Source organism: Brevibacillus sp. MS2.2, from assembly GCF_013284345.1.
In the GTDB taxonomy this organism is placed as follows: Bacteria; Bacillota; Bacilli; order Brevibacillales; family Brevibacillaceae; genus Brevibacillus; species Brevibacillus brevis_C.
Genome location: NZ_JABSUZ010000005.1, coordinates 117573 through 141525, shown reverse-complemented (window position 1 = coordinate 141525; position 23953 = coordinate 117573). Strand labels below are relative to the sequence as shown.

26 protein-coding genes and 2 pseudogenes are annotated in these 23953 nt (G+C 47.3%); 18 read left to right on the top strand and 10 right to left on the bottom strand.

Features of this window, described 5'->3' with window-relative positions:
* The first annotated feature begins 87 nt into the window (after positions 1-87).
* The 4 genes from HP568_RS06290 to HP568_RS06275 all read left to right on the top strand — a co-directional run bounded on the left by HP568_RS06290 (position 88) and on the right by HP568_RS06275 (position 2933).
* A complete protein-coding gene (locus tag HP568_RS06290; protein WP_017248237.1) occupies positions 88-1281 on the top strand; it encodes a glycine C-acetyltransferase in 1194 nt (397 codons plus the stop codon).
* On the top strand, positions 1278-2240 hold the full coding sequence (locus HP568_RS06285) for an L-threonine 3-dehydrogenase (RefSeq protein WP_048032750.1): 963 nt from the start codon (positions 1278-1280) through the stop codon (positions 2238-2240). Before HP568_RS06290 ends, HP568_RS06285 begins: the two co-directional genes overlap by 4 nt.
* 162 nt (positions 2241-2402) lie before the next feature.
* Entirely contained in the window at positions 2403-2738 is a 336-nt protein-coding gene (locus HP568_RS06280; RefSeq protein WP_173628647.1) for a hypothetical protein, read from the top strand.
* A 42-nt stretch (positions 2739-2780) separates the two neighbouring features.
* Positions 2781-2933, top strand: coding sequence for a hypothetical protein (locus HP568_RS06275; RefSeq protein ID WP_173628571.1), 153 nt, complete (start codon positions 2781-2783; stop codon positions 2931-2933).
* A 107-nt stretch (positions 2934-3040) separates the two neighbouring features.
* Here the strand turns inward: HP568_RS06275 and HP568_RS06270 are convergent, their stop codons facing one another.
* Together HP568_RS06270 and HP568_RS06265 are read right to left on the bottom strand one after the other, a co-directional pair.
* The gene (locus tag HP568_RS06270; RefSeq protein WP_056493088.1) at positions 3041-3595 is read right to left on the bottom strand and encodes a spore coat protein; all 555 of its coding nucleotides are present in this window, start codon (positions 3593-3595) and stop codon (positions 3041-3043) included.
* A 260-nt stretch (positions 3596-3855) separates the two neighbouring features.
* The gene (locus HP568_RS06265; RefSeq protein ID WP_082195919.1) at positions 3856-4224 is read right to left on the bottom strand and encodes a hypothetical protein; all 369 of its coding nucleotides are present in this window, start codon (positions 4222-4224) and stop codon (positions 3856-3858) included.
* Positions 4225-4353: 129 nt separating this feature from the next.
* Between HP568_RS06265 and HP568_RS06260 the strand changes: the two genes are divergently transcribed.
* The gene (locus HP568_RS06260) at positions 4354-4518 is read left to right on the top strand and encodes a hypothetical protein (protein ID WP_173628646.1); all 165 of its coding nucleotides are present in this window, start codon (positions 4354-4356) and stop codon (positions 4516-4518) included.
* 76 nt (positions 4519-4594) lie between these two features.
* Here HP568_RS06260 and HP568_RS06255 read toward each other — a convergent pair whose 3' ends face one another.
* Positions 4595-6196 (bottom strand): glycosyl hydrolase family 18 protein, encoded by a 1602-nt coding sequence (locus HP568_RS06255; RefSeq protein ID WP_254551049.1) that lies wholly within the window; start codon positions 6194-6196, stop codon positions 4595-4597.
* A 149-nt stretch (positions 6197-6345) separates the two neighbouring features.
* Here HP568_RS06255 and HP568_RS06250 point away from each other — a divergent pair, with 149 nt between their 5' ends.
* Positions 6346-7320, top strand: a complete 975-nt coding sequence (locus HP568_RS06250) for a YpdA family putative bacillithiol disulfide reductase (protein ID WP_048032754.1) — start codon at positions 6346-6348, stop codon at positions 7318-7320.
* Between the two features lie 13 nt (positions 7321-7333).
* Here the strand turns inward: HP568_RS06250 and HP568_RS06245 are convergent, their stop codons facing one another.
* Positions 7334-7672 (bottom strand): histidine triad nucleotide-binding protein, encoded by a 339-nt coding sequence (locus HP568_RS06245; RefSeq protein WP_173628644.1) that lies wholly within the window; start codon positions 7670-7672, stop codon positions 7334-7336.
* A 70-nt stretch (positions 7673-7742) separates the two neighbouring features.
* Positions 7743-9032 (bottom strand): acyl-CoA thioesterase/bile acid-CoA:amino acid N-acyltransferase family protein, encoded by a 1290-nt coding sequence (locus HP568_RS06240; protein WP_173628643.1) that lies wholly within the window; start codon positions 9030-9032, stop codon positions 7743-7745.
* Positions 9033-9187: 155 nt separating this feature from the next.
* Here HP568_RS06240 and HP568_RS06235 point away from each other — a divergent pair, with 155 nt between their 5' ends.
* On the top strand, positions 9188-9628 hold the full coding sequence (locus HP568_RS06235; protein WP_012686286.1) for an Rrf2 family transcriptional regulator: 441 nt from the start codon (positions 9188-9190) through the stop codon (positions 9626-9628).
* A 126-nt stretch (positions 9629-9754) separates the two neighbouring features.
* Here the strand turns inward: HP568_RS06235 and HP568_RS06230 are convergent, their stop codons facing one another.
* Positions 9755-10810, bottom strand: a complete 1056-nt coding sequence (locus tag HP568_RS06230; RefSeq protein WP_048032756.1) for a bifunctional transcriptional activator/DNA repair enzyme AdaA — start codon at positions 10808-10810, stop codon at positions 9755-9757.
* 299 nt (positions 10811-11109) lie between these two features.
* On the opposite strand from HP568_RS06230, the gene HP568_RS06225 reads away from it, so the two are divergent.
* The 10 genes and pseudogenes from HP568_RS06225 to HP568_RS30150 all read left to right on the top strand — a co-directional run.
* On the top strand, positions 11110-11484 hold the full coding sequence (locus tag HP568_RS06225; protein ID WP_007727358.1) for a response regulator: 375 nt from the start codon (positions 11110-11112) through the stop codon (positions 11482-11484).
* A gap of 138 nt (positions 11485-11622) precedes the next feature.
* Positions 11623-12984 (top strand): ethanolamine ammonia-lyase subunit EutB, encoded by a 1362-nt coding sequence (locus HP568_RS06220; protein ID WP_048032757.1) that lies wholly within the window; start codon positions 11623-11625, stop codon positions 12982-12984.
* A 20-nt stretch (positions 12985-13004) separates the two neighbouring features.
* The gene (eutC, locus tag HP568_RS06215) at positions 13005-13838 is read left to right on the top strand and encodes an ethanolamine ammonia-lyase subunit EutC (protein WP_173628642.1); all 834 of its coding nucleotides are present in this window, start codon (positions 13005-13007) and stop codon (positions 13836-13838) included.
* 76 nt (positions 13839-13914) lie between these two features.
* Positions 13915-14124: a hypothetical protein gene (locus HP568_RS06210; RefSeq protein WP_173628641.1), complete on the top strand. Its 210-nt coding sequence runs from the start codon at positions 13915-13917 to the stop codon at positions 14122-14124.
* 375 nt (positions 14125-14499) lie between these two features.
* Positions 14500-15429, top strand: a complete 930-nt coding sequence (locus HP568_RS06205; protein ID WP_173628640.1) for a helix-turn-helix transcriptional regulator — start codon at positions 14500-14502, stop codon at positions 15427-15429.
* 83 nt (positions 15430-15512) lie between these two features.
* Positions 15513-16007 (top strand): GyrI-like domain-containing protein, encoded by a 495-nt coding sequence (locus HP568_RS06200; RefSeq protein ID WP_173628639.1) that lies wholly within the window; start codon positions 15513-15515, stop codon positions 16005-16007.
* 126 nt (positions 16008-16133) lie between these two features.
* A complete protein-coding gene (locus tag HP568_RS06195) occupies positions 16134-16718 on the top strand; it encodes a TVP38/TMEM64 family protein (protein ID WP_173628638.1) in 585 nt (194 codons plus the stop codon).
* An 11-nt stretch (positions 16719-16729) separates the two neighbouring features.
* Complete coding sequence (locus HP568_RS06190) at positions 16730-17419, top strand: response regulator transcription factor (protein WP_048032763.1); 690 nt, start codon at positions 16730-16732, stop codon at positions 17417-17419.
* 7 nt (positions 17420-17426) lie between these two features.
* Complete coding sequence (locus HP568_RS06185; RefSeq protein WP_173628637.1) at positions 17427-18773, top strand: HAMP domain-containing sensor histidine kinase; 1347 nt, start codon at positions 17427-17429, stop codon at positions 18771-18773.
* Between the two features lie 27 nt (positions 18774-18800).
* A pseudogene (locus HP568_RS30150) lies at positions 18801-18881 on the top strand (LysE family translocator); the annotation flags it as partial.
* 54 nt (positions 18882-18935) lie between these two features.
* Here the strand turns inward: HP568_RS30150 and HP568_RS06180 are convergent.
* The 4 genes and pseudogenes from HP568_RS06180 to HP568_RS06165 all read right to left on the bottom strand — a co-directional run.
* Positions 18936-19271 (bottom strand): annotated as a pseudogene (locus HP568_RS06180) (chromate transporter); the annotation flags it as partial.
* Complete coding sequence (locus HP568_RS06175) at positions 19250-19477, bottom strand: hypothetical protein (protein ID WP_173628636.1); 228 nt, start codon at positions 19475-19477, stop codon at positions 19250-19252. The gene HP568_RS06175 and the pseudogene HP568_RS06180, both read right to left, overlap by 22 nt.
* A 101-nt stretch (positions 19478-19578) precedes the next feature.
* Positions 19579-20961, bottom strand: a complete 1383-nt coding sequence (locus HP568_RS06170) for a M14 family zinc carboxypeptidase (protein WP_173628635.1) — start codon at positions 20959-20961, stop codon at positions 19579-19581.
* Positions 20962-21090: 129 nt separating this feature from the next.
* Positions 21091-22728: an ABC transporter substrate-binding protein gene (locus tag HP568_RS06165; RefSeq protein WP_173628634.1), complete on the bottom strand. Its 1638-nt coding sequence runs from the start codon at positions 22726-22728 to the stop codon at positions 21091-21093.
* A 545-nt stretch (positions 22729-23273) separates the two neighbouring features.
* On the opposite strand from HP568_RS06165, the gene HP568_RS06160 reads away from it, so the two are divergent.
* Positions 23274-23900, top strand: a complete 627-nt coding sequence (locus HP568_RS06160; protein WP_048032767.1) for a LysE family translocator — start codon at positions 23274-23276, stop codon at positions 23898-23900.
* Positions 23901-23953: the final 53 nt, after the last annotated feature.

Sequence of the window (23953 nt, the reverse complement as noted above, 5' to 3'; positions counted from 1 at the left end):
TTTTATCAAAATGATGTGTCCATACAGCGTGAACAATTGTTTTTGTGGAACTTACTAATCGATGGCTGAATAATGGAGGGATTCTCGTTGGCGAGCAAAACACTTGAACATTTTTTACATGAAAATCTGACAGATTTGAAGAGCAAGGGACTGTACAACGTCATTGACCCCTTGCAAAGCGCGAACGGTCCTGTCATTACGATTGCAGGAAAAGAACTGATCAACCTCTCCTCCAATAACTATCTGGGCTTGGCTACTGATCAACGCCTTGTGGACGCTGCGATTGCAGCAGCAAGCAAATACGGCGTAGGGGCAGGGGCTGTACGTACAATTAACGGAACCTTGGACTTGCATGTGAAGCTGGAAGAAAAGCTCGCTGCCTTCAAGCACACGGAAGCCGCTATTGCTTACCAATCTGGTTTTAACTGCAACATGGCTGCGATCTCTGCTGTCATGGACAAGGATGATGCGATTCTTTCTGACGAGTTGAACCACGCTTCCATTATTGATGGATGCCGCCTGTCTCGTGCACAAATTATTCGTGTGAATCACTCCGATATCGATGACTTGCGTGCGAAAGCGAAGGAAGCGAAAGAATCCGGCAAATATAAAAAGCTGATGGTCATTACCGACGGCGTATTTTCGATGGATGGCGATGTTGCCAAGCTGCCGGAAATCGTAGAGGTAGCCGAACAATATGACTTGATTACGTATGTAGACGATGCCCACGGCTCTGGTGTTCTCGGTAAAGGGGCAGGAACGGTTAAGCATTTTGGCTTGTCTGATAAAATCGACTTCCAAATCGGAACACTTTCCAAAGCAATTGGGGTAGTCGGCGGTTATGTAGCGGGACGCCAAGAGTTGATCGACTGGCTCAAAGTGCGCAGCAGACCGTTCCTGTTCTCGACGTCGTTAACGCCAGCGGATGTGGCTGCTTCCATTGCGGCTATCGATATTTTGATGAACAGCACCGAGCTGCACGACAAGCTGTGGGATAACGGACATTACCTCAAAAAAGGCTTGAAAGAACTCGGCTTCAATATCGGGGAGAGCGAGACGCCTATCACTCCTTGCATTATCGGAGACGAACAGCAGACCCAGGAGTTCAGTAAGCGACTGTATGAAGAGGGCGTGTACGCGAAAGCGATCGTGTTCCCGACTGTACCAAAAGGAACGGGCCGTGTACGAAATATGCCTACAGCGGCACATAGCAAAGAAATGTTGGATCGTGCCCTCAGCATCTACGAAAAAGTTGGGAAAGAAATGGGGATCCTGAAATGAAAAAAATTCTGGTAACCGGGGCGTTAGGACAAATTGGTTCCGAGCTCATCATGAAATTACGCGATATTTACGGAGCGGATCAAGTCATCGCCACAGATATCCGGAAAAACGAAGATGATCCTGTCGTACAATCGGGTCCATTCGAAGTTCTTGATGTCACAGACGGGAACCGGATGTTTGAGCTGGCGAAGAAACATGGCGTAGATACCATCATGCATTTGGCTGCCCTGTTGTCTGCAACTGCTGAAGCAAAGCCTCTCTTGGCATGGAACCTGAACATGGGCGGGCTGGTAAACGCTCTGGAAGCAGCGCGTGAGTTGAACTGCCAGTTCTTTACACCGAGCTCGATTGGTGCATTTGGTCCGACAACACCAAAGGACAACACGCCGCAGGACACGATTCAACGCCCTACGACCATGTATGGTGTCAATAAAGTATCCGGTGAGTTGCTCTGCGATTACTATTATCAAAAATTTGGGGTAGATACGCGTGGTGTACGCTTCCCAGGTCTGATCTCGTATGTAGCGCCTCCAGGTGGTGGTACGACCGATTACGCGGTAGATATTTACTACAAGGCGATCCAGCATGGAGCATATACGTCCTACATTGGCAAAGGAACGTACATGGATATGATGTATATGCCTGATGCGCTGAATGCGATTGTTTCCCTTATGGAAGCAGATGCCTCTAAGCTCATTCACCGCAATGCGTTCAACGTGACTGCGATGAGCATTGAGCCAGAAGATGTAGCAGCAGCAATCCGTAAACACATTCCTGAGTTTACGCTCTCTTATGAAGTTGACCCTGTGCGTCAGGCGATTGCCGATAGCTGGCCGAACTCCATTGATGCTACGGCTGCCATGCAAGAGTGGGGCTTCAAGGCGGAGTACGACTTGGACAAAATGACTGAGGACATGCTCGCAAAACTGCGGGGAAAGTTGCTCCAGCAAGTCGGATAAACGAATAGGGAAAAGGAAAACGGCCACTTCTTCTTGTACGTGATGCGAGAGAGGTTGCCGTTTTTTATGCAATCACATGCACCGTGCAAGACTTTTGAATACCTTTCCTGTTCTATGGGCACATTAACAAAGGATGCTTGGAGGAAAGGATGAACGAGATCGATGAGCAAAAAGGATTATATCCTTACGATTATTGAAAAATTCGAGAAACACAACGATATGATGCCAGAACGGTTGCAGGCTGTGATAAAAGAGGTGAAGCAGGATATTGAAAATGTCCCCGCAGAAACCTTCTATTTGCAAACGAATGGGGTAGTGACACATTCTGCAACGAGTGGTGATTCTGAGCGTAACAACCCTCTATTTCGATTATCAGAAGTGTATTTCGATCTGAAAAAGCTCGCTGAGACAAATAGAGATACTCATCCAGATTTGATTTCAGCCATTACCCAGTATGAGGGCTTGCTAAACGAATCCGAGGGGTATTCTCCAGAGTAGCTAGCTCAAGCCAACGAAAAAGAGAGGGGGAGAGCCATGGACATGCAAAAAAAACTACATGGCAACCATTCGAAGCACGACGAAGAAGGACAGGTCATCCAAAATCTACCGGATGCGAAGGGCAGTAGTCCTGAGGAACAAGTAATAGAAAGCTGGGGCTGGTCTAATAATACAGAGACCGTTCGAGATCGCTGACACATCGTAACAAATAAAACCTTCCGGAAGCGGGAAGGTTTTTCTTATTCCAAGATGCCATGACACGCATAATATGAAAACCGTCCAAACGAGGACGGTTTTTTGACTTACAGGAGCATTTGCTGTTGAGGCTGGTAGGCGTTAATCATCGTGTTCATCGTGTGATCGGCAAGCTGCGGAGCTTGGTAGTAGCCTTTGGCATTCATGTATTGCCAGGTTTCATAAGCCATTTGCTGGCAAGCATTTGCGCCATTTACATGATATTGCCGGATACCTGGATCTACGCACTCAGCCGCCCAGAGCATGCCAATTGCCGAACCCGCTTTATGCCAGTTCAGCATCAGGGTAGCAATCGTCATATCTGACAAGCGTGTCGGGTGTGGGTTGGGAGCAGCCATCTGCGGATTATTAAGACCAACTGCTGTAGGTTGTGCTACACGCAATTGAATAGGAGCTGGAGCAATGTTGAAGCCTTTTCCTTGCAAGAGGCTGATCCCTTGCTGGTAGGCGTTCATGATCATTTGCTGATGTCTGTTAATGATGCCTGTTAATTGAGGGTCCTGTGCCATCTCGGCAAGCACTCCGTGCATTTCAATCGCGGCGTGTTTGGAGCGGAGTGCTTCTTGTGTTTCCAAAAACTCATGAGCAGCAAATCGTTGCATAATGGCCTCCTGTAATCGAATTGGGTTACTGTCAACCTTTGATAGTGTTTGTATAGAATCAATGGATATTCAGGAAAAAAATAGAGAAAAGATTAGCCGGAGATATCAACCGAGCTTTAAAACATGTTTTCGTAGCCAGTGCGTGGTATCTCGATGTTCCGACTACCCCGGCTGCCTGAAGCAAATCTTCATCATTGTTTTGCATCGTGTTTCCCTCCTCGAGCTACAAGATAATCCAACGGACATTTTGCAAAGTGGTACTAACTCAGATATTCAGCCGAGTACGAATTGAAGCCTGCATGTACCGAAAGCAACGTATTTGCATAGCCCACCAGACGATTGACGGCTTCATCTACCACTGCGTAGACCAGTGGATGCAGAGTAGGGTCATACAGTTTGGGGTCATCGAAAATCACGGTGGTGTTGATGAACACATCCCGATTTCCAATCAAATCGTAATGAATGAATACTTTCCCGCAAGCCCCTTCTGTTTGCGGATCTCGGTATCCTGGCAAAAACAGATACCATTCCTCGGCTGTTGCAGAACGGAAATTTTTCGTGAATGTGAGACCTTGGATAGCTTCTTCTGTTTTTCTTTGTAATTCAGGGCTCATCAAAATATCCGGCAAGAATCTTTCCTCCTTCTGCTCCCTTTCAGTATGAAGAAAGGAGGACAATCCCATGCAGAACACCAAAGATTGTCTAATAATCGTTAAAAGGAGACAAACTACTGCTAACTTGCATTTGGGGGGATCACATTGACTGAACAAAACAATCAGGAAGTGGAAAATAAAGAACTGAAAGTATTGGGGACGCATGCAGCAGGAAGCATCGATTTATTTGAGACCCGGAAAGCATCGAAGGACGAAGTCGTCGAGGCGCCCAAACATCCTGGAGGCGCAGGCTCATCCGGGACTTATTGAGAAGTGCCTCGCTTAAACAAAAAGAAGCGCCTCTGCCATGGTTGTAGCCGGACGAGGGCGCTTCTTTTCATGATTCTTACAGTTTTTCACGTGCATGTTTTAAGGTGATAGAATTGGCAATGGCTGTCCACATATCAGTTGATTCAGAACCAACGTACCAGTACGCGAGCCCTCCTATTTGCCATTGCAGACTAGCCTGAGCTTTCAACCCAATCGACCGGCTTTCTTCCAGCCAAATCGTGTGCGTGACGCCTTGCTTTTGATACGTCGACCGGTATTGTCCAACTTTATCATCCCACACTGTTTTTGCTCTGTATTGCGAGAGCAACTGGTAAGACTGAGGGATGCTGATATCTGTCGATTTCAATGTCCCATTCGATTGGTACCAGTCACGTGTGTAAAGAGGCATTCCGGCGATCAGCTTTTGGGTCGGAACCTCGTCAAGCAGGTCGGTAATGACTTTCGTAAACCAAGGCAGGGATGCCACGGAGCCTGCTTGTGACCCGCCTACCCAATGTTCTTCATAGGCCATTACTACTAAATAATCCGCATGCTTTGCTAATTTAGCAAAATCAAAAGGGTCACTCCAGTCTGAATCACCATCAGGTGGAATATCTACAGATAGGACAGCGCCTTTTGCGTGAAGAGCAGTCGCCAGCTCCTGAATAAACAAGGTGAAGTTGTTACGATCCGCAGGGGAGAACCCTTCGAAATCGATGTTAATCCCATCTAGCTGGTACTTATCAATAAACGAAGTAAGCTTTTGCACGGCTGCTTTTCGTTTATTGGGATCGGACAGCATGGTGTGGGTAGCAGTGGGATCAAATTTATTTCCGAATAGCGGCCATATCTGTTTGCCATTCGCATGTGCCCATTGGACAAGTGAAGTATCCGTAGAGTCACTGATCGTTCCGTCTTTTTGCAGGAAGTACCAACGCGGGGACAGCGTGTTGACTCCGCTTTTCTTTACTTGTGCAATGAACTCCTCTGTCGTGGATTGGTATTGCCATCCGAGAGAGACAAGCGGTTTTGCTGTAACGTTTTGCTTCTTCAGATTCTCCTGAATTCGATACAAAATAACAGCAGTTTCTTCTCTCGATAGTGCTTGAGTCGGCCGGAAGTAGCCATTGTAGCCAACCAACCATTTTTTCTGCATGGCGTGGCTCACAGAGGCGCGTGCCCAGCTCGATATCGCATTGGCATCCTTCACGGGCAACTGGTAAGAAGGCGAAATGCTTTGTTCCAGTGCGCGTACGAGAAACGCAGCGGCCTCTTCGCGAGAGATCGTCCGCTTCGGAGCAAACGTAGTAGGACCGATGCCATTCGCGATGTTAAGTCCAGCAGCAGCTTGTACATACCCGTATGCCCAAGAGCTTTTCGGGACATCCGAATAGGCTGCGACGTTGCTGGCCACCGGTTTCATACCGAGCGTTCGTGTGAGCATCGCGACAAACTCAGCACGCGTCACCGGGCGAGTCGGGTGAAAATACCCGTTTTCATCCCCAGCGATGACACCTGCCGCTTGTAGCGAACGGATTTGCTCTTTCGCATAGCTGTTTGCGATATCTTTTAAATTTTTCGTCGATGCTGTGGATGCAGGGACTCCGATGGCAAAAGAGAGACCGTACACCAAAAAAGCAAAGGAGACTAACCAGATATGTATGTTTTGTTTTTTCATCATACATCCAGTATAAGGAGAGAGAACCATTCTTTCATTGGTCAGATATTGGTAGAAACCTTGCAGAGGTGCCCGAACTCTTTTTCTGGAAATGCGATATGATATGATGGAGGAATAAGAATAGAGAGAATGAAGCGAGGCGGAGAGAAATGGAAGACGTACTGATTGTAGGCGGTGGGCCTTGTGGACTGGCAGCGGCAATTGCCTGCAAGCGAGCTGGACTTGATCCCATCATTATTGAAAAAGGGTCGCTTGTCCATTCGATTTATCGCTACCCGACCTATATGATTTTTCATAGCACACCTGATTTACTGGAGATTGGGGGCGTCCCTTTTGCAACGGCGAACGACAAGCCGACCAGACAGGAGGCACTCAATTACTATCGACTGGTAGCAGCGCGAGAAAAATTGCGCGTGAACGTATACGAAATGGTGACGGAAGCGAAGAAGACGCCAGCTGGCTTTCAAGTCACGACAACAGACCGATTCTCCAAAACACATACGTACGAAGCGAAAAACTTGGTGATCGCCACAGGTTACTTTGACAATCCGAATCGGCTGCATGTATCAGGCGAGGAGTTGCCGAAGGTTTCGTCCTTCTACAAGGAGGCACATCCGTATACAGGACTGAAAGTAGCGGTAGTAGGGGGGAACAACTCTGCTGTAGACGCGGCGATGGAGCTGGAGCGGGCAGGAGCAGAAGTAACGGTGATTTGCCGCCGAACGGAGCTATCTGACAAGGTTAAGGCATGGACAAGACCTGTTTTTGAGAGTCTGATCAAAAAAGGACGTATCCGCATGCTATTCGGTGCAACAATCGAGAGCATTGAGGAGCGTTCCATCAAGGTGAAAACAGGGGAGGAGGTCATTACGCTTGCCAATGACCATGTGTTTTCTTTGATTGGATATCGTCCGGATCGTACCTTCCTTCATTCGTTAGGGGTCATGATTGAAGAGGAAACGGGAATCCCTGCGCATCATCCTGAGACGATGGAGACGAACATTCCAGGTCTCTATATAGCGGGAGTTATTGCGGCGGGCCATCACGCAAACGCCATTTTTATCGAAAATGGAAGGTTTCACGGTGAAGGTATCGCCCGCCACATTGCCTCTCAAAGGGAGTAGTCGCTGCTATTGATTAGAACTGCCACTCCAATTGTCTGCCTCCGATGAGGTGGTAGTGCAGATGGAAGACGGTTTGTTGTCCGTGTTTGCCAATGTTGGTCACGATACGGAAGCCATCCTCGTTCACGCCCATTGTCTCTGCTACTTTTTGCAGCGACAGATGAAGGTGACCGATCAACTCCTTGTCCTCAGGCTCGATAGCCAGAACGGATTGAATATGCTTTTTTGGAATCATCAGGATGTGCACAGGGGCAACTGGATTAATGTCGTGAAAAGCCAAGACATGCTCGTCCTCATACACTTTTTTAGAGGGAATGTCTCCGTTTACAATTTTGCAAAATAGGCAGTCCATAGGGCGATACATCCTTTCTAAAATGATAGATAAAGCCTACTTCGTCATGCGAGTAGGCTTTCCCTGTTTTTTACGCTGGAAAAGTCCGTTCCAAAAACTGAAGAACCTCACGCCAAGAGTGCTCGGATGCGTAGGCGTTGTTTTTGGGCGTACCACCATTGAGCTGTGTGCGGGTAGTAGGGATGTAAGGAAAGCGGATTCCATGTCCTGTATCCGCGTAACGTAAATGCACCACTGAATGTGCAAACTGATACTCCTTGAGCCGTCGTACTATTTGCTCGCAATGCTCTGCCGCTGGCCACCAATGATCGTCATCCGAGGAGAGGAGGAGGATCGGGCCATTGATTTTTTCTACCGGGATTTCGGCATCTTCTAACCACTCACAAGCAGCCCAGGCTTCGGCATGGATGTGATCAATCCGTTGACCTGCGTCGAGCCGCTCCTGTGAGACTTTTGTCTGCTCCTCTGTCCATGGCACGAAAGGAAGAGGCTCTCCTTGAAACGACCAAGAGGAATGCGGGGAGAACGTGTCTGATCCAGCGAATGCCTTGTCGGTCCCGATAGAAACCGCAGAGCTGGGACTCGAAGCAATAACAGCATGTACGTGTTGATCGATCGATGCTGTGACTAATGCCAATTCTGCTCCTTTGGAACGTCCGAATAACGTAATTTTATCAGGATGTACGGAGGGCTGCTGCTGTAGCCAATGAATGGCGCGTTGAACATATTCAATCGGGATCTGGCGAATATCGTCAGGAAGATCATTGCATTGGAAATAAGCGAGTGCTAGCGCCGGATAGCCGTGAGAGGCGAACAAAGCAGCGAATTGTGAGCAGGAACCAATTCCACCTTCGCTTCCACCAAGTACGACAATGGCGGGTCTTTGCTCTGTGTGGGGTTTTGAAAAAAACAGACCGACCAAGCCATGGTCTGTCACTTTCTGTATCGAGACGTCGCGGGAGACAAAAATACGTTTCACGACTGCTTTCGCTACGGGTTTATCGTAGACTTCTGCCGTTAATTCTATCTCGGTGGAGCGTGGGGTGAACTGAAAGTCGTCCAGGGAATAAGCATGATAAAAACGCATGGTCTGCACATTCATCGACCAAAACAACCCCATCGGATCAATTCCTTCATAAGTACCAAACAAAGGGGCTTGAGAAACCAGATCGACTGAGCCATTTTCGTCCGCTTGAAAGATAGCATGGGAGGATGCAGTCAAATCTCCTCCAGGTAACCCATTTTTCAGAGTGGCATGAAGGGTGATTAATTGATTCGGGACAAAACCGCTAAGTGTAATGTGGACGGGAACATCTATTAAGGCTGTAGCAGGCGTAACTTCAATTTGTGGAAGCATCATTTTTGTCAACACTCCTTCCAGATTACGGGAACACTTGACACAGTCATTATAGTAGAATGAATAAAAGTTCGACGAGACGAAATGTGACGGTATGGTTAACTTGACTTCTTGCATGGGGTGTAACTATAATCATTACAACGAAAGGGTGACAACGTATGAAAATCAGCAGCCGTTTCTCCATTGCGGTCCACATCTTATCACTGCTTTCCATTGATTCTAATTCGCATTGTACTTCCGAATGGATCGCAGGTAGTGTGAATACGAATCCGGTCGTGATCCGACGTGTGCTGGGGCTGTTGAAGAAGGCTGGGCTCGTGAACGTACGTGCCGGAGCTGGCGGCGCTTCTCTCGCCAAGGAACTGGATCAAATCACGCTTCTGGAGATTTACCGTGCAGTTGATGTCGTGGAAGAAGGGCAACTTTTTCACATCCATGAGCAACCGAATCCCGATTGTCCAGTGGGAGCGAATATACAGTTTGTGCTGGAGTTGATTCTGACCCGTGCGCAGCATGCCATGGAGGAGATTTTGGGCGGAGTGAAAATGTCCGAGCTCGTAGATAACCTACGTCAAAAAATAACGGAAAAAGCGCAGTAAGAACAAAAATGCCCTTGCGTAAGCGAGGGCATTTTTGCGTGCAAGGAGTGTCGGTATCCATTTGGACGAGAAGCACTGCTCATCCGGACTGACGGGCTATTTTCTTCTCCTTCCAGCTATCTTTCTTTAATTGCGGCAGAGTGTTTCTTTTTCATGATGAAGCAGCCAGCGCTTGCGTGAAAGTCCTCCTCCGTACCCACCCAAATCACCATTGGAGTTGATGACACGGTGACAAGGAATGACAATCGCCAACTGATTCGCACCATTTGCTTGCGCGACAGCACGAAAGGCGCTTGGTTTCCCAATAGCTGCTGCAACATCGGAATAGGATGAAGTTTGACCGGGGAGGATCGTTTGTAAATGCTCCCAGACCATTCTTTGAAAAGGCGATCCGCTCAAAAACAAAGGCGTTGTAAATTGAGTTAGCTTTCCGTCAAAATACTCCTCTAATTCACGCTCAATGGAACGGATTGGCGCTGTGGAACCAGGGATGATCGCAGACTTCGTTCTTAGTCTAAGTCGTTCAACTTCTCGTTCCAAGCCGCGGCGGTCAACGAATTCAAGTAGATAGAGCGCTTCTTCATCCGCGATGGCTATCATCGGACCGAGTCTTGTATCCAGCCACGATGCTTTTAAGACATGATGATCTCCAAGAAGAGTAGGTGCTGCCCCCATGATTCGTGCAAATGCGTCTCGAAAACCACTGCTGGACTCGTACCCGGAGGATAGTTGGGCATCGATGATTGCTTTTCCTTCTCTGATTTCTTTCAACGCAATTCCCATACGTCGCGCCCTTGCATATTCGACAAACGTCATACCAAAACGCTTTTTGAATTGGCGACGCGCTGTTACAGCGTCCACGGATAATCGTTGAAAGTCTTTTTCCGTCCAGCGTTGCTCGGGGTTCTCTTCTACAGCGTTTACTAGCAGACGCACGAGCTCTGAAACATGATTGGGATGTGAAAGCGGACGGCAGCGCTGGCAGGGCCGGAATGAGGCCAGAAGTGCTTGTTTGGCATGATCAAAAAACTCGCAATTAACAAACTTAGGTTTTCTTGCTGGACATGTCGGGCGACAGAATACGCCAGTTGTCTTGACTCCAACAAAAAAGACACCTTCATATTCTGAATTTTTATCCAGTAATGCCTGATAATACTCGGACTTCATCTCGGCCGATATCATTCTTTTCCCCCTCCATTTTTCTATTTTCATTGTATCGCTCACCCAAAATGGCTGCAGCCGAAAATCGTACATTGATTTTTAAAAAGCGGTGACAGGCACAGTCGAGAAGCGTATCGTAAGAGGGGCTGTTTTAGGAGAAACGAATGGCTCTTGGACTGGATTTAAGCTGGAATTAGCCAGAAAATATAGATATAATAGACGTATTCAGAAATATGCGATAAACCGACAACGGCGTCGGTTGCGTATGAAAATGATGAGCAGTTGGCACGTCCGTTCAATGGTGATCGGGAGGTGGAGTATTGCGTCAGCATTATCGAGTCATCATCATAGACGACGACCCCATAACGCGTATGGACCTGGTCGAAATGTTGCAAGAGCAGGGATATAACGTCGTAGCTGAAGGAAAAAACGGCAAAGAGGCCGTTCGATTGACGCAAATGTGGAACCCGCATCTCATTATTATGGATGTCAAAATGCCAATTATGGACGGTTTGACAGCGACTGGGATTATCCGAGAGCATTCGGACGCGGCTATTCTTCTCTTGACTGCTTACAGTCAAAAGGACATGGTCATGCAAGCCAAAGCGAAAGGGATATGTGCCTATCTGGTCAAACCCGTCATGGAAGAAGAACTGCTACCGGCAGTGGAGTTCGTGCTTACGGGCAAACAATGAACGCAAAAAAGTGAATCGTAGGAAGAGCAACGGCGCTTGGACCAAGGCGAGCATTTCGTCTTATGTTTCGAAGCGCTTTTTTACGTTCCATGAGATAGAGTTTACGGAAAGTTGAAAAGAAAGTGAGTGAAGCTAGAGATGAAATTGGCTTGCATTGTACGTAAACAGCATTACCAGTTTACTTCGGTTCGTGATGTATTGGCAAAAGCGAGTGAAGAAAAGTCTGGCGATCACATGAGTAAACTAGCAGCCAATTCCGCACTGGAGCGAATGGCGGCCAAAGTCGTATTAAGCGAAATGCAACTTCGTGATATCTATGAAAATCCAGTCATTCCGTATGAAAACGACGAAGTGACACGGATCATTTATGATGATATCAATCTCTCTATTTACGATGAGATTAAAAATTGGACAGTAGGGGAGCTACGGGAGTACATCTTGTCGTTTTCCACAGGAATGCCTGAGCTCACAAGAATTAGCCGTGGACTCACTAGCGAGATGATTTCCGCTACGGCCAAGCTGATGTCCAGCATTGACCTAGTCATGGCCTCACAAAAAATGAAGCATCAAGCCTACTGCAATACACTAATTGGCGAGCCGGGAAGACTGGCGTTCCGTTGCCAGCCGAATCACCCCATCGATGATCCCGATGGCATTTTGGCTTCGATGAAGGAAGGCTTGTCTTATGGATCAGGCGACGCTGTCATTGGAATTAACCCCAATAATGATTCCGTTGAAAGCGTTACCAAGCTCTTGAAAATGACACATGATTTTATGCAAAAGTGGGAAATTCCTACGCAAAACTGCGTACTGGCGCACATCACGACACAGATGCAGGCTCTTCGCGGCGGTGCACCTATTTCCTTGATGTTCCAAAGTTTGGCAGGTTCACAACGGGCGAATGATGCGTTTGGCGTGAACAAGGAGATTTTGGATGAGGCAATGGATTTGATGCTCCGAAAAGGTACAGCATCGGGACCAAACGTCATGTATTTTGAGACAGGGCAAGGCTCTGAAGTGTCACTGGATTCCCATGAAGGGGTCGATATGCAGACGCTGGAAGCGCGTACGTACGGTTTTTGCCGTCACTGGAAGCCGTTCATGGTCAATAACGTTTCTGGCTTTATCGGACCAGAAACCCTTTATGATGGCAGACAGATGATTCGTGCCGATCTGGAGGACTTGTTCATGGGCAAGCTTCATGGTTTGCCGATGGGAATCGCTCCGACTTATACGAATCACATGTATGCAGATCAGAATGACCAGGAAATTGCAGGGATGCTGACGACCTTGGCTGGGGCGAATTTTTATATGGGCGTACCCGGTGGGGACGATGTCATGCTCAGTTACCAGGACACGAGCTATCATGATGACGCCAGCTACCGCGAGCTATTGGGACTGCGACCTCTCCGGGAATTCGAGAAATGGTTGGAAAAAATGGGCATTATGGAAAATGGTCGTTTGACAGAGCGTGCAGGCGATTTAACCATTTTTGACTAACGAGTGGGGAGGGAAGCAAGATGAAACAGATCAATATGGACGACTTGGTTCAGCGCGTAATCGATGAGCTATCCAAAAAAGGTCAAGGAGTTATTCATTTTCCTGAGCAAAAGCAATGCGGAGTCATGAACCCAAACAATCCAGAAGCATTGGAGCTAGCGATGAAACGAACGCCGGCTCGCATCGGAATCGGGCGGGCGGGGACCCGGATGAAGACGGGAAGCTACCTCCAATTTCGGATTGATCAGGCAGCAGCACGCGATGCGGTCATGAAAACCATCAGTCCGGAGCTGATCGAGAGCCTGCAGCTACCTGTCCTTCATTCAAGAGCGACGAGCATGGAGGAGTATTTAATGAACCTCGACTCCGGGCGGACGCTATCAGATGAATCCGCTCGCTGGCTGGAGCAGCATGGGGATAAAAACAAAGACGTGCAAATCGTCATCTCGGACGGACTGAGCACCTCTGCATGTGAGGCGACCATTCCAGACCTCTTGCCTGCATTGATGCAGGGATTGTCCATGCGAAACATCAGTGTTGGGAAACCAGTGTTTATTCACAAAGGCCGCGTTTGGATTCAGGATCAGGTCGCGTCCATCGTCAATTGCAAGGTTGTCATTTCCTTGATCGGGGAAAGACCGGGGCTTGCGACGGCAGAAAGTCTCAGTGCTTACATGATTTACAAACCGGATGCTAATACGGTAGAATCGGATCGTACGGTTATTTCTAATATTCATAAGGGCGGCACACTACCGATTGAAGCGGGTGCTTACCTTGCAGAGCTTTTGGAGGAAATTTTGAAGTACCAGGCGAGTGGAGTAAAATTATCACAGCTTCGGGCAATTAACGGGTAGATTCCCACTGGCGCTTCCTCCTGTCTTGCACTAGAATACATAGAAGATAACCAATTTCTATGAGGAGTTGCTACGCATGCCGGAGCCAAACCAAAACGAAAAAGAAACCACTGAGCAAAAGCCTGGGAAGATCAGCCTGCAAGAGGCGATGAAGCGCAAAATGGCGGAAAAGAAACAAGCGCAAGCACAGGCTAATAACCCAATGAATCAAAAGGCGAAAAATCAATCGATGAAAAGCCAGCTCACAAAAAAACCAAACAATCAACGCAGACGTATGGGCGTATAGCTTCGAATGAAGCAAGGCAAAAAGGGAATGTGCAGCAAGATCAGGCTGCAGATTCCTTTTTTTGTATGATCATTTATACAGATTGCTCTTCAAATTTTTTAAAGGTATCGATGAACCAACAAAGCTGGCGAGAAGAAAAAGCACAGGGCTCGTAGACCTTGACAACGCCTACCCAGTCGGAACTTCAAAAAGGGGACCACGTTTGTCGAACACGTCTCCTCTGAGAAACTTCCGCCCGTAGGGTGGCTTTGGCTCGACGGTCCCCTTTTTGAAGTGGAGACGTCCAGTCAATCCCCCAACTGGCGTGTCAGAGTCGTAGAGACCTGTGCTTTTTCTTCTCCTCCACTATGTTGACTCAAAAAAACGGAGGAGATCATGAAGGTAGAACGACTACTCGCTATTGTCATCATGCTGTTGAATAAGCGTCGTGTAAGTGCTCGTGAACTATCCGACCACTTTGAAGTATCCTTGCGTACGGTCTATCGGGATTTGGAAACCATTAACGCAGCAGGGATTCCGATCGTAGCTTACCCCGGGGCAAGCGGCGGATACGAAATCATGGAGAATTTCACGATCGATCGGCAATACTTATCCTTGGACGAGCTGGTCGCGGTTATTGCTGCCCTAAAAGGGGTTCATTCCTCCACAGACGATAAGCAAATCGGACAGCTTCTGGAAAAAATAAAAGCGTTGCTCACCACTGCACCATCCTCTCAGCAAGGAAGTGCACATCCCGTTGTTTACGACTTTAATCCGTGGGGCAGTACACCTGCGATCGCCGAAAAAGTAAACAAGCTGCGGGAAGCCATCGAGAAGAGACTTCGTGTGCGGATCACCTATACGAAAATACAAGGCGATGCGACAGAACGCACCATTGAGCCTGTCACACTAATTATCAAGGGGTATGTGTGGTACGTGTATGGCTATTGTTTACAGCGCCAGGAGGATCGGCTGTTTCGCTTGTCACGGATTGCAGACATGTCTGTGCTGACAGAGGAGTTTTCGCCTCGCCCGTATCATGTAGATAAACTGGAATGGCTCGAAGAATGGTATACAGCAGAGCGCATTTCTCTTGTCCTCGAATTTGCGTCGCGTGTACATGTAAGAGTACGGGATATGTTTGCGCCAGAAACAATAGAGACCATGCAGGATGGCTCGATGCTGGTACGAACGAAGATGCCAGACGATGAGTGGTTAACGGGTATGCTGCTTAGCTTTGGCGATACCTTGTGTGTACATGAGCCTCCCCATGTAAGACAGCGAATTGGTGATACTGTAAAAAGAATGGCGAAACTTTATGAATAATCGTTGGAACGTTGACAGATAGTTGTCAGGGTATGGTCGTTATACTAAGTCATGTAAACAAACTTCTTACAGGAGCGTGGTTAATGATGAACCCAACGATTGTCAAACTGGATGAAATGCGTATAGCAGGCTTGCAAATTCGAACAACTAATGAGGCGGAATGCGGACCGAATGCGAAAATTGGGGAACTGTGGCAGCGTTATTATCAAGAAGAGCATCCCTTCAAAACTCCCCATCAAAAAGAGCCGGGTGTTGTACTGGGCGTGTATTGCGATTACGAAAGTGACGAGAAAGGCGAGTACTCCTTGTTAGTAGGAACCGTTGTAGAAAAGAACGGTGAGCTTCCTGCTGAGCTTACTGTCAAGACTCTGCCGGCTTCTACCTACGCTGTATTTACGACTCGCGTAGGCCCGATGGTAGAGGTTGTGATGGAAGCGTGGGCGAAGGTGTGGGAGTGGTCCAATCAACCGGGAAACAAGCGGACTTTTACCGGAGATTTCGAACGATATGACGGAGTGCGCTGCGCTGATCCCAACAACGCGCAAGTGGATTTGTACATCGCGATCGCACAAGAATAATCATGCAACAAATCATACACGCAGTCGTAGTCGATCAGGCTACGACTGTTTTGCTTTTTTCCATGATTTCTTCACAAGTTTCGTTTACTCTAGAGAGAGAGTGGCAGAGGGGAGTCATACAGACGGATGGATTGGATAACGAATATAGAAGCCCTGGCAGAGTGGATTCGTTCTTTGGGGATGCTGGGGATTATCGGTAGTATTTTATTGAACATCGTGATCAGCGTGGCAGGTGTATTGCCGTCCATTTTTTTATCGGGTGCGAATGCGGTCGTATTTGGCTTGTACGGAGGGTTCTTGATTTCTTTGACGGGGGAGGTGGCTGGTGCTTGCATTGCCTTCTTCCTTTACCGCTACACGATCAAAAAAGCAGATCGGCGGGAAAAGATGAAATCGTTCAAATGGGTACATGCCATCAATGGAACGACGAGTTTTCGCAAATGTGTTGCCATCGTTTTGCTCCGATTGAATCCGATGATGCCTTCCGGACTAATCAATTTAGGTGCGGCTTTGACGAATATCACCTTCGCGCAATTTTTAGTAGCGACCTTGCTTGGAAAAATACCGTCAATGGTTTTTGAAACATTCGTCGGTCATGATCTGATTACTTTTAGTGAAAACAAGTTTCGCTTGCTTTTTGCCTTGCTGGCAGGTGCTCTCGTCTTTTTGCTTTTCTGGAAAAAAGGAAAGGGTCAAACACAAGAGGAGTAGGGAGGATTCACATGTCTACCATTTTGCTAGTCGATGATGAGCCGCAAATCTTAGAAATATTGTCCTCCTATCTGCAAAAGGAAGGCTATCATGTTCTGACCGCCCAAACAGGGAAGGAAGCAGTGGAAATGGCCACGACGATTTCATTGACCTGTATCATTTTGGACCTGATGCTTCCTGATCTGAGCGGGGAAGAAGTCTGCGTCCAAATTCGCAAAGAGTCGCGTGTCCCGATCTTGATGCTAACGGCGAAAAGTGGAGAGGCGGATCGGATTCGCGGGCTTACAATTGGTGCTGATGATTATTTAATCAAGCCCTTTAGCCCGAGAGAACTCGTAGCACGTGTTCGAGCTGTCATGCGTCGTGCAGGCGATTATTCAACACTCTCCGATTTCATCGAGGTGGGCGACTTGACCATATCGATGAATGAGAAGAGAGTCACGAAAAATGGAGTCGCTTTGGAGGTTACGCCAAATGAATACCGCTTGCTTACAACGCTTGTCCGTTATCCGGGGAGAACGTGGGGCAGGGAGGAGCTTGTGCGTGAAGTCATGGGCTTTGATTTCGAAGGGTACGACCGAACCATTGATACACATATCAAAAATCTTCGCCAAAAGATCGAGGCAGACCCGAAGCAACCGGAGTATATCAAGACGGTGTATGGATTGGGCTATCGCTTTGACGATCCCATGAAGAAGTGAGGCCACGATGAAGCATATTTGGGTAAAGCTCGCCTTTGTGATCATGGCAGTCGGCGCATGCGCTGTTCTTTTTTCCTCGTTGTTATCCGTAAAGGAAATGGATGTTCATTTTTCCATGTATGCCAATGAAGTGAGAAATCAGCATAACCAAGAAATATCCCGTGTCGCACTCCAGGCGTATCAGGACAATCAAGGCTGGGGACCGGAAGCCTATCATAAGCTTGAAGCGGTATCTGAGGTCTTGGGATTGCACATCACACTCCTCGATCAACAACAACAAGTGAAGAACGAGTGGGGCAAACGTCCAGTCCATACGAGCAATTACAGTGTAGACAAGATTCCCCTTGTCAGTAAGGGGGTCATGATTGGGCAACTGGTGATTAGCCACGATGATCGCGGTGCGTATATGACCTTGGAAAGTCATTTTCAATGGGCGCATAAAAACACAACGTCGTGGACGATGGCTGTGCTGCTCATCCTGGTCATTATCATCAGTATACCGCTCGCTCGAACCATGGTGCGTCCCGTCGTACAAGTGAGTACCGCAGCCCAACGAGTCGCGCGAGGCAATCTGTCGATACGCGTACCGGAGCCTCGTGGCATGGATGAGGTTACGTCATTGGTCGCTGCTTTTAACAACCTGGTCCAAAGCCTTGAGCACCAGGAGGAACTGCGCAAGCGACTGACCTCCGATATTGCCCATGAATTGCGAACACCATTGAATACCTTGCTGGCGCAAGTAGAGGGAATGATCGACGGCATATGGGAAGCAACTCCCAAAAATCTCGAAAGCACAAGGTCTGAGGTACTGCGTTTGAGCCGTCTCGTCCGCGATTTAGATCAGGTGATCCAGGTGGAGTCGGGCTCCTTGCAAATGCGCAGTGAAGAAGTGGAACTGCGTGAGGTTGTCAAAGAAGTCACGGAGTCCATGAGTGCTACGTTTGCCCGTGCGCAAGTGAATTTTCACTTCAAAGGCGATCACGCTGTCTGGATTAAAGGGGACAGGCAGAGACTGGCACAAATCGTTGCCAATTTGTTGACGAATGCCTGCAAGCATACGCCAGCGGGAGGAGAAGTCGTAGTCACGGTAGACAAACCGAGTACGATGGTCCGTTTGCAAGTGAAGGACAGCGGCACGGGCATCGATCAAAAGGACCTCCCGTACGTCTTTGAGCGCTTTTATCGGGGAGATCGCTCGCGAGCAAGGGAAAGCGGTGGAGCAGGATTGGGGTTGACGATTGTGAAAGGGATTGTGGAGGCGCACAAGGGAATCATCTCGTTGGATAGCAGAGTGGGGGAGGGAACGTCCATCACGATTTTGTTTCCGCCACAAGCTCATGAAGGCGAAAAGTAAGCCTCAACCGTATCGTTCTTGCTGCACATCGTTTATGCGGTCGGCTTATCCGCGATTTTGATGACATCTGCATGGGCATTCAATCACGTCAAATTTGTGGGAGCCGCTTAATAACACAATTACCCACGGGGGAAGTTTCCACAACATAAGTAAACCGAACGCAGCGATAGCAAGACAAAAATCGTAAGGCGTATGAATCGCCTTCATCCAAACGGGATTAAACAGCGTAGCAAGCAAAATGCCAACAACAGCAGCGTTTATCCCTTTTAAGATCGATTGAAAATTTGGGAGGCGGCGAATTACATCCCAAAACGGTAAAACACCTGTAATCAACAGAAAAGACGGAAGAAACATCGCGATTAAGGCGACCAATGCTCCGGTCCATCCGTTCATTACAGTTCCCAAGTAAGCAGAGAAGGACAGAGGCCCTGGTACGGCTTGAGCTGCACCGTAACCTGCAAGAAATTGAGAATCCGTCAGCCAATCTGAAGGAACCACTGTACGAATAGAGGCAATCCAATCAACAATCCAAAAAACAAAATCCAGGCGACAACTGCTGTACTACGGCTGATCGATATATCCATATGAGGAGTTTCCGGGATTTCGGACTTTGCCAGAAAATATCGGCCAAATAGCCCCGCAGCAGCAATGAGTATCAATTGACCGTAAGCGGTTGGCCATAATAAGGTAATGATAGCGGTCAATATTGCTATGGTTCCACGAGTACAAGTGCTGGCGAATTAAGCAACCTTTAATAGCAAATGGGAGGGGAGTGCCCCCTCCCATTTGCTATTAATCAGCAAGACTACCGATTCTTGCTGATGTGATTGGAGACTAGTAAACCGCATTCCAACTGAATACGTACCAATTTCTGAATGGGAATAACTGTATAGTTTAGTTCTCGTTCCAGCTCATCTGTATACTGTCGCAATTGGCGAAGCCCTTCTTGCAGCACTGCTTTCAGTTTTGTAATTGCCTCTTGGTCGTTTGAGCCTTCCTTTGCTAGACGCTCTAGCTCAAATTCGCAAGTGCGGACCGCTAGTCCTAAGCTCAATCCTCGATAAAACTTCGATACCACGAAACTGCTGAAAACTTGGGAACCCTTTGCCGGCTTTTCAAATTCAGGATCGCTCATTGCCCATTTTCTCTGTGCTTCGTTCCTTTCTTTGCGTGCCGGGGAAGAGGGGTCCATCAACTTGAAAAACGGGTTATCCTGCGAAATATAGGACCGTATGCCACCCACAAGTCCCTCCAGCATTTCAAAAAAAGCCTCACTTTGATCTGCTTCGGTCAGAAGTGCCTCTCTGCGGGAGATATCTGAGTCACTCTGATCCTCTATTCGTGGATCGAAAAAATATGGCAGCTCGGTAATTAATGTTACACAATCCGCTTTCGAAGAGGCGTATGTGTGGCTGTCTGCCCCCACATCAAGTGTCGGGGGTTTTCCTGTATGTTTCTCCATATAATCATAGTATTCGTCTTGCCCGTTTAAACTGAAAATGGCCGGAGCAAACTCTGTCGCAAATGGCGTCTCTGGTTCTCCTAGATCTAAAGGCACGTCTTCCTTCCTTGCTGAATTGTGAAATCCCTCGTATAATTCTGGCAAATCGTGCGAAATATACCAATAAGCACCGCATAACCCCCCATTGTGTAGAGAATACATAAACTCAGGTCTAGTCTCGTCTATGATTTTCATGAGCACTTGCGTTTCAGGCAATGGTTTGTCAAAGCGATATTCTTTATATTCAAACGGAAAAGTCCATTCAACCTGCTCGTAGCCGACAGGTCTATAGTAATTTTTAATGTAGTTAAAAATATTGTATGGTCCTTTAAACCAATTTTCATTTAGTCGCGTACCATCAGGGTCAGCACATTTGATGATGTACCACGTGAAGCCCAGCTCGTCGCGCAGAGCCTTGTCCTCTGCCAATGCGCGGGAGAGATATTCCATCGTCATCGCGCCAATTGGCTCGTTAGGATGCGGGCAGGCAAAGCATAACGCATTTTTGGGCCCGTCTCCGATTTTGATACATTGAATGGGGTGTCCATCGCGGGACTTTCCCGCCTCAAATACGGTTACAGCATCAGGAAACTCTTCGGCCAGCTTTCTGGTGCTTTCATCCATTTCATCTACTGTTAGAAAAACCTTGTAGTCTGGCACCTTATCAATCACATGTTGAAAATTCATCGATCATTCCCCCTCGTCTGATGCAATATTTTAATCTTGTCTCGGTTCCAATCTTCCAAGTCATTCTAAAAAAGATGCTATTCCTGTAACGTATCGATTAGGTTCTTGACGTAGACGTAAAGACTCCATTTATTTTTCTACCCAGCTATCTTGGAAATTGGGGGAATAAGACGTCCATTTCACGCCTTTTACTCGCGAGCTTACTACCACAAAGAGCTTGTCACTATAGATGGGAACAACGTATGCTTGCTCAAGGAGATGTTTTTGGGTATCTACATATACCTGTTTTCTGGCTTCCGTTTCAGCGGTTGCACGTCCTTTTGTTAATAAGGCATCCAGCTTGCCGTCTTTTAGACCACTTATGTTAAAGCCAGCACCAATTTGGCTAGAGTGGAAACTTTGGTATAAAGCATCAGGGTCATCGTAACTATATGTAACCATCGTCACATCAAAATTTCCTTTCATTTGTCCATCACTAAACGCTGACTCCTCTAAATTTTGAATGGTAGCTTTGATACCCACCTCGCCCAGCATAGCTTGCAACAACTGAGCCTGCATCTCAAACCTAGCCGAACTCAAAAAGGAAAGGGTAAATACTTTTCCATCCTTTTCTCTCAGGCCTTCTCCGTTTAGCTTCCATCCAGCAGCGTCAAGGAGTTTCTTTGCTTCTTCCACATTGTATTGGTACCCGTATTTTTCCAATGACTTATCATACCCCAATGTTGAAGGGGATAACAACGATTGGGCAACTTCTCCTTCACCCATCAAAACCGCATGGACCATTGCTTGTTTATTAACCAGCATATTGAATGCTTTTCGGACTTGGATATCCTGGAACTCCGGTTTTGTCAAGTTCATATATAAACTAAGAGGTATCCCAGCCCGTAAGAGTTCCAGAACCTGATACTTTGGGTTATTTCGATACTTCTTGATATCTTTTGCGGGTACATCGAATGCAACATCGATGGTACCGTTTTCCAAAGCGGCCAACATAACACTTTTATCTGGAATTGTTTTGATCACCAGTTTATCAGCTCTTGGCGGTCCTTGATTTTCATCGAGCGGCATGGCCCACTTAAAGGCTTCATTGCGAACCAATGTAACCCCCTCGCCAGCCTTCCAGCTCTCAAACTTCCATGGACCCATTCCCACAGGATTTCGTCCATATTCCTCACCATATTTTTCAATGGCCTTCATGGATAGCGGTTGAGTTACACCAGTGCCTAAATCTTCAAGAATCGACACATTGGGTTCATGTAATTCAAGGATGAGGGTTTTATCATCAGGGGCACTGACGGTCTTCACCGGCATCATAACTATTCCCGCCAGTTTTGCTTTTGTTTTCGGATTCTTAATGCGTTCAAAGGTATCTTTAAAACTCTTGGCAGTCAGAGGTGTCCCATCGTGAAACGTAACACCAGAACGAATGGTAAAGGTGTACGTTTTTCCATCATCTGAAATCTTGAATTCACTTGCGAGATTAGGTTTGAATTCTTTTGTAACAGGATCCTTGTAGACCAGCGATCCACCCATATTCCAAGTAACACCCATATCGTTGCCAACTGACTTGTGAACATCTAAGGTATCTGCTTCACTTGCGTAAGCCACAGTGATGGTTCCGCCTGTCTTTGGTTTGTCAGCCTCTGGCTGTTGATTTGGTTCAGGTGTGGTTGATTGTGTGCTGCATGCAACCACCAACGACGTACATATCATAATTATTAATCCTAAAATAATGCCATGAAATCTCTGTTTCTTCTTCTTTACCATGTGACAGCTCCCTTGTTCTGTATTGTTTAAAAAATCTACATGACGACATAATTTTGAAAGATATCTGACCTCCTTTACGTTTAAAGCGCCGATTTGGCAAGCGCTTTAAAAAATATTTTGCAAGTGAATCCAACGCATCAGCCCCCCTAGGTCCCGATTATAAAACCTCCAGCAAGAGGAGATTCAATCGTTAGTTTTCGACAATATGTTTCTTCAAAAGAATTGGGAGCTTGTTTAAGAAGCTCCCTGCGCATGCTGAAATTCCAGCTCAGTCTCATTTCATTATCGTATTGTTCGAGTGATCGGAGCGTTGTAGATGGGACCTTTATTCGATAAAGACTTCCTGACTACTGTAGATCTGTTCCATACGCTCCTGCCGCGTTTTTATCGGGGAGACCGCTCGCGAACAAGGGAACGACCATCATGATTTTGTTTCCGCCACAAGCTCATGAAGCCGAAAAGTAAGCCTCAACCGTTTCGTTCTGGCTGCACATCGTTTATGATAGGATGAGAATTTGAATATTCGATACAAAGAGGGAGAGCACATGTTTGATTGGACTACCATGGGAGCATTTTTGGCTGTTGTGATCGGCCTCTTTTTAATTCCGGGACCCGCTGTCCTGTTAACTGCCACGCGTACCGTACAGGGAGGGCGAAAAGCAGGGATCATGGCAGGGCTGGGCATTGCCACCGGTGATTTCATTCATACGATTTTTGCTGCGGTCGGTTTATCCGCGATTTTGATGACATCTGCATGGGCATTCAATCTCGTAAAATTTGTGGGAGCCGCTTACTTGGTCTATTTAGGGGTTCGGGCCATGCTTGAAAAACCGGTTGACCCAGAGCTGCCAAAAGTAACACCGTTACCACCGCTGCAATCGTATGGGCAAGCCATCCTCGCAGAACTACTGAACCCAAAGACGGCGTTGTTCTTTCTGGCGTTTCTGCCGCAATTCGTACATCCGGAGCGTGGGGGAGCCATTTTCCAATTCCTTGTCCTGGGACTGATTTTCGCCATCTTGGGATTCTTTTACACCGCGCTGATTGCGATCAGTATCAGACCATTAGGGCATCTGGTGAAACGAATTTCCTGGCTGGGCCGCTGGAGTGGCAAAATCGTAGGTTCTGTGTACATCTTATTGGGATTAAAAGTAGCGCTGCAAGAGAGATAAGGTAATGAGTCGGGGAGTAGTCTTCCCGGCTTTTTTTATTGCCTAATGACAGG

What these genes read in the sequence shown, in the direction of transcription:
- HP568_RS06285 (WP_048032750.1), top strand. Translation starts at nt 1,278, where the DNA reads ATGAAAAAAATTCTGGTAACCGGGGCGTTAGGACAAATTGGTTCCGAG.
- HP568_RS06280 (WP_173628647.1), top strand. Translation starts at nt 2,403, where the DNA reads ATGAGCAAAAAGGATTATATCCTTACGATTATTGAAAAATTCGAGAAA.
- HP568_RS06275 (WP_173628571.1), top strand. Translation starts at nt 2,781, where the DNA reads ATGCAAAAAAAACTACATGGCAACCATTCGAAGCACGACGAAGAAGGA.
- HP568_RS06270 (WP_056493088.1), bottom strand. Translation starts at nt 3,595, where the DNA reads ATGCAACGATTTGCTGCTCATGAGTTTTTGGAAACACAAGAAGCACTC.
- HP568_RS06255 (WP_254551049.1), bottom strand. Translation starts at nt 6,196, where the DNA reads ATGAAAAAACAAAACATACATATCTGGTTAGTCTCCTTTGCTTTTTTG.
- HP568_RS06250 (WP_048032754.1), top strand. Translation starts at nt 6,346, where the DNA reads ATGGAAGACGTACTGATTGTAGGCGGTGGGCCTTGTGGACTGGCAGCG.
- HP568_RS06245 (WP_173628644.1), bottom strand. Translation starts at nt 7,672, where the DNA reads ATGGACTGCCTATTTTGCAAAATTGTAAACGGAGACATTCCCTCTAAA.
- HP568_RS06240 (WP_173628643.1), bottom strand. Translation starts at nt 9,032, where the DNA reads ATGATGCTTCCACAAATTGAAGTTACGCCTGCTACAGCCTTAATAGAT.
- HP568_RS06235 (WP_012686286.1), top strand. Translation starts at nt 9,188, where the DNA reads ATGAAAATCAGCAGCCGTTTCTCCATTGCGGTCCACATCTTATCACTG.
- HP568_RS06230 (WP_048032756.1), bottom strand. Translation starts at nt 10,810, where the DNA reads ATGATATCGGCCGAGATGAAGTCCGAGTATTATCAGGCATTACTGGAT.
- HP568_RS06220 (WP_048032757.1), top strand. Translation starts at nt 11,623, where the DNA reads ATGAAATTGGCTTGCATTGTACGTAAACAGCATTACCAGTTTACTTCG.
- eutC (WP_173628642.1), top strand. Translation starts at nt 13,005, where the DNA reads ATGAAACAGATCAATATGGACGACTTGGTTCAGCGCGTAATCGATGAG.
- HP568_RS06210 (WP_173628641.1), top strand. Translation starts at nt 13,915, where the DNA reads ATGCCGGAGCCAAACCAAAACGAAAAAGAAACCACTGAGCAAAAGCCT.
- HP568_RS06205 (WP_173628640.1), top strand. Translation starts at nt 14,500, where the DNA reads ATGAAGGTAGAACGACTACTCGCTATTGTCATCATGCTGTTGAATAAG.
- HP568_RS06200 (WP_173628639.1), top strand. Translation starts at nt 15,513, where the DNA reads ATGATGAACCCAACGATTGTCAAACTGGATGAAATGCGTATAGCAGGC.
- HP568_RS06195 (WP_173628638.1), top strand. Translation starts at nt 16,134, where the DNA reads ATGGATTGGATAACGAATATAGAAGCCCTGGCAGAGTGGATTCGTTCT.
- HP568_RS06190 (WP_048032763.1), top strand. Translation starts at nt 16,730, where the DNA reads ATGTCTACCATTTTGCTAGTCGATGATGAGCCGCAAATCTTAGAAATA.
- HP568_RS06185 (WP_173628637.1), top strand. Translation starts at nt 17,427, where the DNA reads ATGAAGCATATTTGGGTAAAGCTCGCCTTTGTGATCATGGCAGTCGGC.
- HP568_RS06170 (WP_173628635.1), bottom strand. Translation starts at nt 20,961, where the DNA reads ATGAATTTTCAACATGTGATTGATAAGGTGCCAGACTACAAGGTTTTT.
- HP568_RS06165 (WP_173628634.1), bottom strand. Translation starts at nt 22,728, where the DNA reads ATGGTAAAGAAGAAGAAACAGAGATTTCATGGCATTATTTTAGGATTA.
- HP568_RS06160 (WP_048032767.1), top strand. Translation starts at nt 23,274, where the DNA reads ATGTTTGATTGGACTACCATGGGAGCATTTTTGGCTGTTGTGATCGGC.